This window comes from Candidatus Sulfotelmatobacter sp. (genome assembly GCA_035498555.1).
Classification (GTDB): Bacteria; Eisenbacteria; RBG-16-71-46; order RBG-16-71-46; family RBG-16-71-46; genus DATKAB01.
Genome location: DATKAB010000143.1, coordinates 1 through 7,274, shown reverse-complemented (window position 1 = coordinate 7,274; position 7,274 = coordinate 1). Strand labels below are relative to the sequence as shown.

The following is a 7,274-nucleotide window of genomic DNA, read 5'->3' as shown; positions in this document are numbered from 1 at the left end:
CCGGGCTCCTTGCGCCAGACCGCGGCGCGGAGCAGCTCGGCGATCTGCTGATCGTCGGCGCCCGAACGCATCGCTTTGCGAAAATCGTATTCGGTGAGCGAGAAGAGGCAGAGGCGAATCTGCCCGTCGGCGGTGAGCCGGATACGATCGCAGCGGCCGCAGAACGGCCGCGTCACCGACGCAATCACGCCGATTCTCCCGCGCCCGTCGCGATAGCGGTACATCGTGGCCGGTGCGCTGGGGTCCTCGCCCTCGTCCGGCTCGATCGGGAAGCGTGAAGAGATCTGGGCGAGGATCTCGTCCGCGGGCACCAGCCTCGAACGATCCCACTGGTGCTGGAAGTCGAGCGGCATCCATTCGATGAAGCGCAGCTCGTAGTTCTGCTCGCGCGCCCATTCGGCGAGCGATAGGGCCTCGTCGCCGTTGAAGTCGCGGATCAGCACGGCATTGATCTTGATCGGCGAAAAACCGACGCGGCGCGCGGCTTCGAGGCCCTTCATCACGTCGGCAAGTCGATCGCGCCGCGCCAGCTGTTCGAATCGGCGGCGATCGAGCGTGTCGAGGCTCACGTTGACGCGAGTGAGACCCGCGTCACGCAGCGGGTCGGCCAGCTCCGCGAGCTTGAGCGCGTTGGTGGTGAGCGAGAGGTCCAGCCCGGGCGCGAGCGTATGGAGCATGCGCACCAGCACCGGCAGGTCCTTGCGCACGGTGGGCTCGCCGCCGGTGAGCCGGATACCGGTCACGCCGAGATCGAGACAGACGCGCGCGAACCGCGTGATCTCTTCGTAGGTGAGGAGCTGCTCGCGCGGGAGCCACGGCATGCCCTCGGCCGGCATGCAGTAAACGCAGCGCAGGTTGCAGCGATCCGTGACGGAGATGCGCAGGTCGCGCACCACCCGCCCCTGGGTGTCCACCAGGCTCCGGCTGCCCGCCGGGGGGTCGGAATTCGACATGGCCCCTATTCTAGCCGCTTGGCTTCCTGAAAATCCCCTGATCCCCCTGGGAGGCGCGCCCCGGAGCTTGCGGCGCGTGATAGGCTCGATCCGCCCATGTTGACGAATTCACCTGCCCGGCGCCGATGGTTCGGGATTCTCGCCGCGACTCTCGCGATGCTCGGCCGCGATCGGGTCGCGATTGGTGCGCCGCGTCCGCCGTCGGAGATCCCGCCGCAGGTGCTGGCGATCCCCGATACTGCCGAGACCTGGATCGGCGAACGGTCCGCGTTCGGCACCCCGAGCGCGATCACGCTGTTCGTGCTGTGGAACCCGACCGATCCTTCCTGCCACGAGATGATGCCCACCATCGAGGCCTGGCACGAGGCCTACGCACGGTACGGGGTGCGCGTGGTCGGCATCGCCTTCGCGCGCGAGCCGAGTCTTCGCGACAGTGTGGTCGCGGAAGTGGCCGCCGCGAGGCTCGGGCTCAAGTTCGCGAGCGCCCTGAGCTTCAGGCCGCCGCCCGCGGCTCTGCTCCAGGAGCGCGGCCCGGTTGTGGTGCTTCGCGACAAGGGCGATCAGCCGGCGAAGTGGATCGGGGGAACGGCGTCGGCGCGCGCACTCGAGGGCTCGCTACGCGCGAGCCTCCGCGTTCATCGTCCCGACCTTCACTTTCCCGAGGATACCGGGCCGTCCACTCCGGCCGAGGATTCCGCGCCGCGCTGGAGGCGAGTGGGGCTCGCTCCCGGCGAGGTCGCGGCGAGCCCCCTCGCCGGCGCGAAGCTCGACCAGGCCCAGCCGTTCACCGCGCAGTTCCAGTTCCAGGAGGCTTCGTCGAACCTGGTGCCGGTGCCGCTCGGCTGGTGGATTCCACGCGCCGACCGGCTCGAGGCGGCGCGTCCGGGGCCGGCGAACCTGATCGCCATTCGCTATGATGCCGGGCCGGTGGTGGTGATGATGGCACCGCCGGTCACCGGATCGAGCCGGGTGTGGGTGTTGCAGGACGAACACTGGATCCTGCCGCCGGACGCCGGTGAGGACGTTCAGTTCGATCCCAGGGGCGCGGCCTTCGTTCAGGTGACCGAGCCGCGGCTCTACGCGATCGCGCGGGGAGGGCGCCACGTGCTCAAACTGTCTCCCGACGATCCCGGGGTTCGCTTCTACGCCTTTCACGTCGGGCCGGCCCCGGCGAAGTCCTGAGTCTCAGCGGAGCGTCCCATGCCTTTGTGCGTGTATCTCTGCTACACCTCGGGCTGCCAGACCAAGCTCGAGCGCTGGATGCCCACCGCCGAGGAAGGAAAGCGCGCTCAATTCGAGTGCCCGCGCTGCGGGGTGATCATGCAGTGCGCGTGGACCGGCTCGCAGATGCCGACCCCCAACCTCAAGGACGTGGGCTAGTTTCGGCCGGGAGCGACGCTCGCGGCGTTGCTCGGTCGCCTCTCGAGCGAAGCTAGTTCATCTCGGCCAGCTTCTGGCGGAGCTCCTTGACGTGTGCGCGCACCGAATCTATGTCGGTGGGGTCGGGCTTTGTCGCCAGATATGCCTCGAGCTTCTCGAGCGCCTGACCGTAGCGCTGGAGCCGGTAGAGCAGCAGGCCGGCGTCGCGCGTCTCGTGAGCGTCGCCGGGTAGCATCAGGAGCAGCCGCTCGACCGCCGCCAGCGCGTGCTGATCGTCGCCGGCGCGGAGATAGGCCCCCTTCAGATTGTTGAGGAGCCGGCGGATGATGTCGCGCTTGCCCACCGACGCCACTAGATCCTCGTGAAATTCGAGCGCGCCGCCGCCCACCTCCTGCAGGATGCGCCGCAGATCCTCCTCGTGAACCGAGCAGCCGTGCTCGAACGGATCGAGGATCAGGTCGCCCGGTTCGCCGGTCAGTCGCACCATGAAGTGCCCGGGAAACCCGACGCCCTCGAAGGGAATGCCGAGCCGCCAGCCGAGCTCCATGAAAACGATGGCGAGCGTGAGCGGAATGCCGCGACGACTCTTCATGACCTGGTGGAGCAGCGAGTTGTTGGGGTTGTAGTAGTCTCGGCGCTCGCCCGCGAAGCCCAGCTCCTCGAACAAGTAGGCGCGCAGTCGCGCGAGCTTCTGCAGATTGTTCCAATCGGGATCGAGGCGTCGGCGCAACTCGTCGGCCCAGCTGTCGAGCGTGTGCAGCACGCCGTCCACGTCGACGTTGGGATCGGACTCCGCGGCGACGATCAGCGCGGTACGGGCGAGATCCATGGCCGGCTCGGGACGCTCGACGCTGCGAATGAAATCCTGGCGAATGGGATCAGTCGGAATCATACTGGTGTCGCGTTCCTCTCGAGTCTCGAGATCCTCACTTCCGTCGCTGCCGCAGCTCGCTCCGCGGGTCGTCGCGGCGCTCCGCCGCCGCCTGCTCGCCTGGTATGCCCGCCACGCTCGCAAGCTTCCCTGGCGCTCGACCCGCGATCCCTATGCGATCTGGGTTTCGGAGGTCATGCTCCAGCAGACTCAGGTGGCCACCGTCGTCCCTTACTACCATCGTTTTCTCGATCGCTTCCCGTCGCTCGAATCCCTCGCGGCCGCCCGGCTCGATCGCGTGCTCTCCGCCTGGGCCGGGCTCGGCTACTACCGCCGCGCGCGCTTCCTGCGTGAGGCGGCCCGGCTCGTGGCGCGCGATCACGCCGGGCGAGTTCCCGACGACCCGGAGGCGTTTTCCCGCCTGCCGGGGGTCGGCCGTTACACCGCCGGGGCGGTCCTCTCCATAGCTTTCGACCAAAAAACGCCGGTTCTGGACGGGAATGTGGCGCGCGTGCTGGCGCGCCTCTTCGGCCTCCCGCTGGGCGTCCGCGATCCGCGCCAGGCGCGAGCCCTCTGGGAGCTGGCCGGGCGACTCCTTCCGATGCGAGAGCCCGGCAACTGGAATCAGGCCTTGATGGAGCTGGGAGCGGTGGTTTGTCTGCCGCGATCGCCGCGATGCGGCGAATGCCCGCTCGCCCGAACCTGCGTGGCGCTGCGCACCCGCCGGGTCGATGAGCTACCGCCGCCGGCGGCGCGGCGGACCGCGGTGCGGGTGAGGCGAGCGCTCGCGCTGCTCGCGTGGCGCGGTCGCTGGCTGGTGGAGCGGCGCTCCGGCGATCTCCTCGACGGCCTGTGGGAGCCGCCCGGCGTGGAGCTCGCCGACGGTGCCGTCGCCGGCCCGGCCTTGCGCGCGCGATTGCGCCGGCTGGGGATGCGCGCGCGTCTGGTCGATACGGGCCGGTCGGTGCGTCACGCCATCACCCACCGCAGGATCGAGGTAGAAGTGTGGGAGGGATCGCTCCGGAACGCGCCCGCGCGACGGCCCGAGCTGCGGCTGATCGACGCCCGCGAACCCGCCGTCCCGCTCACGGCGCTCGCGGCGCGCGTGCTGCGCATCTCCGCGGCCGGCGCGCTGCTCGGTGTGGGCGCGCTTCTCACCGGCTGCGCGCCCGCGATCCGGCTCAAGGAGCCGAAGCCCGCGGCGATGACGGCGCCCGCCGAACGGCTCTCGGTGGCCACCGTGCCGGTGACGGTGGAGCTCGAGCCGCTGCGCGCCGCGATCGACTCCGCGATCCCGTCGCTCGACGACGGCTGGAAGGCCTGGGAAGCGACCGGATCGAACTTCAAGTACCAGCACTACGAGCGCCGCGATCCAGTCACGCTCACGGCCGCGGGGGCGACGCTCATCGTCACCGCGACCGTCCACTTCGCCGTGCGCGGCTGCGTGACGGCGAGCAAGGGCGGCCCGTGCCTGTTCAGTGCTGGCTGCGGCGACACCGCGGCGGGCCATCTCAAGACCGCGCAAGCGATCTTGGAATCCGATGTCGCGGTGCAGCCCGACTGGTGGATCCAGTCGAAGTGCGCGCCGCCGCGCTTGCAGATCGACCCCTGTCCGGTCACGGCTGCCCAGATCGATCTCTCGGGGCTGCTCCGCACCAGCCTCACCGATTGGTTGTCCGGGCAGCTGAACCAGTTGGATCGTGGCATCGAGCTGCGGTCGCGGGCGCAGCTCAGGCCAACCGCCGATTCGGCCTGGGCCGCGCTTCAGCGGCCAATGGCGGTGCGGCCGGGAATCTGGCTGACGCTCGCCCCGAAGGCGCTGGGAGTGTCGTCGCTCGAGGGCGAAGGGGCTCGAGTCACCCTGAACGCTCAGCTCGTTTTCGAGCCGACCGTGATCGAGACCGCGACGCGCCCCTCGGCCGGGACCGACAGCCTGCCCCGGCTGAGCGCGATCTCCGACCCACCCGGACTTCACATCCGCGTGGTCGGCGACCTCGCGCTTGCCACCGTCGCGGACTCGCTGCGGCGCCAGCTGCAACACCGGGAGTTCGAATGGAAGGGCCAGAAGCTCCGCGTCGGCGACGTGCGCGTGGGCGGCGCGGGCTCGACCCTGGTCGTCGCAGTCGAGGTGTCGGGCGCGGCGCGCGGCACGGTGTACCTCTCGGGAGTCGCGCGGTACGACTCGCTCACCGACGCCGTCTCCATTCAGAATCTGCGTTACTCGATCGACTCGCCGCATCTGTCGGTGCGGCTCGCCGATCTGATCGGGCACTCGCTGATTCGCGAGGCGATCGAGAAGCGCGCCAGCTGGCCGATGCGATCGCGCCTCGAGGAGCTGCGCGAGGGCCTTTCGCGCGCGCTCAACCGCACCGCCGGGCGCTACGAGCTGAGCGGCGCGGTCAGCAGCATCACCCCGCAGGCCGTGCTGGTGGAGGGCGAGCGGCTCAGGGTGTACGCGGACCTGGAAGGCTGGCTGCGGGTCCGCGTGCGCGCGTGATCGCGCGTCAGTTGAAGGCGGTGCCGAAGATGTGCGGCGAGGCGATGTCGAACGGCAGGCGCGCGTGCTCGATCTGGAGGCGGTCGAATCCGGCGCGCTCGATGTTCCGCCAGGTCTCGCGATCGGGCCGGCAGCCGTCGCCGAGCCATGAGTTGATCGGCCGCGCCCAGCCCTGTACCCGGCGCAGCCAGGTCCCAGGCGGTGCCGCGACGTGCTCGACGAACACGAATCGCCCGCCCGGCTTGAGCACACGCCGGATCTCGCGCAAGGCGGCGTCGAGATCCGGCACGCTGCACAGCACCAGCGTGCTGATCACCGCGTCGGCGCTCGAGTCCTCCACCGGCAGCGATTCGGCGAGCCCCGGCCGCAGCTCGGTGGAAATGCCGTAGGCGCGCGCGGCGCGCTCGAGATACGGATGCATGTGCACGTTGGGCTCGATGCCGATCCAGCGCACGTCGCGCGGGAGATAGGCGAAATTCGGCCCGGTACCGGGCCCGATCTCGACCACCGTGCCGGTGAGCGGCGAGAGCAGCGGCCCCTTGCGCGCCGCGACCTGTCGCTCGTAGCCGCGGTTGATCTTGTGCATGGCCCATGCGAAGCCACGAAGGCGCAAGCCACGGCGTTCGAATCGGCTGGCGGCCGGCATCGCGATCCTCCTACTCCGCGCGCCGCATGGCGCGCGCCGGCACTGGAGCGCCGCTCGGCACGGGCTCGGGCGCGCGATCCGGGCTGCGCACCGGCGGCTTGGGAGCCTCGACCTCGGCCGCGATCGGCTCGCTGGTCCAGCGCTTGACGCGCGCGCCGGCCCAGGCGCCGAAGTCGTCGAGGAACGTGTAGACCACCGGCACCACCACCAGCGTCAACAAGGTCGAAGTGATCAGCCCGCCGATCACCGCGTGCGCCATGGGCGCGCGGAACTCCGAGCCTTCGCCGAGTGCGAGCGCGGTCGGCAGCATGCCGAAGATCATGGCCAGCGTGGTCATCACGATCGGGCGCAGACGAAGCTGGCCCGCGTCCACCAGCGCCTTCTCGCGCGGCTCACCGCGCTCGCGCGCCTGATTCACGAAGTCCACCAGCAGGATGGCGTTCTTGGTGACCAGTCCCATCAGCATGATGATGCCGATCATGCTCATGATGTTGAGCGTGCCGTGCGTGATCGCGAGCGCTCCCATGACGCCGACCATCGACAGCGGCAGCGACAGCATGATCGCCAGCGGCTTCAGGAACGAGCCGAACTGGCTGGCGAGAATGATGTAGAGAAACACCACCGCCAGCGACAGCGACTCGAGCATGTAGCCGACGGTCTCGACGAAGTCGGCCTGCTCGCCGCCGAAGTCGAACTTGTAACCGGGCGGCAGATCGATCTGCCCGAGGCGAGTCTGGATGTCGCGCACGACGTCGGTGAGCGGTCGGCCCTGGTAGTTGCCCTCGATGGTGGCCACGCGCTGGAGCTGACGCCGGTCGATTTGCGCGGGCGCGCCGCCGCGGCGCAGGCTGGCGACCTGATCGAGCGGCACCATCACCGGCATCCCGGTCTTCTTGTCGGTCTGCGAGGTGGCGATCGGCGTACGCA

At 69.5% G+C, this 7,274-nt stretch carries 7 protein-coding genes; 3 read left to right on the top strand and 4 right to left on the bottom strand.

Annotated elements, in window-relative coordinates:
• A partial coding sequence (gene moaA, locus VMJ70_12135) for a GTP 3',8-cyclase MoaA (GenBank protein ID HTO91872.1) occupies positions 1–953 on the bottom strand: 953 nt, incomplete at its 3' end.
• A gap of 96 nt (positions 954–1,049) precedes the next feature.
• Between moaA and VMJ70_12130 the strand changes: the two genes are divergently transcribed.
• A complete protein-coding gene (locus VMJ70_12130; protein HTO91871.1) occupies positions 1,050–2,135 on the top strand; it encodes a hypothetical protein in 1,086 nt (361 codons plus the stop codon).
• Between the two features lie 18 nt (positions 2,136–2,153).
• On the top strand, positions 2,154–2,333 hold the full coding sequence (locus VMJ70_12125) for a hypothetical protein (GenBank protein ID HTO91870.1): 180 nt from the start codon (positions 2,154–2,156) through the stop codon (positions 2,331–2,333).
• 52 nt (positions 2,334–2,385) lie between these two features.
• On the opposite strand, the gene VMJ70_12120 is transcribed toward VMJ70_12125, so the two are convergent.
• A complete protein-coding gene (locus tag VMJ70_12120; GenBank protein ID HTO91869.1) occupies positions 2,386–3,225 on the bottom strand; it encodes a transglutaminase-like domain-containing protein in 840 nt (279 codons plus the stop codon).
• Positions 3,226–3,229: 4 nt separating this feature from the next.
• Here VMJ70_12120 and mutY point away from each other — a divergent pair, with 4 nt between their 5' ends.
• Positions 3,230–5,701, top strand: a complete 2,472-nt coding sequence (gene mutY / locus VMJ70_12115) for an A/G-specific adenine glycosylase (protein HTO91868.1) — start codon at positions 3,230–3,232, stop codon at positions 5,699–5,701.
• A gap of 7 nt (positions 5,702–5,708) precedes the next feature.
• Here the strand turns inward: mutY and VMJ70_12110 are convergent, their stop codons facing one another.
• Together VMJ70_12110 and VMJ70_12105 are read right to left on the bottom strand one after the other, a co-directional pair.
• Positions 5,709–6,347, bottom strand: a complete 639-nt coding sequence (locus VMJ70_12110) for a class I SAM-dependent methyltransferase (GenBank protein ID HTO91867.1) — start codon at positions 6,345–6,347, stop codon at positions 5,709–5,711.
• A 10-nt stretch (positions 6,348–6,357) separates the two neighbouring features.
• Positions 6,358–7,274, bottom strand: a 917-nt coding sequence (locus VMJ70_12105) for an efflux RND transporter permease subunit (protein HTO91866.1), incomplete at its 5' end; no start/stop codon positions are given.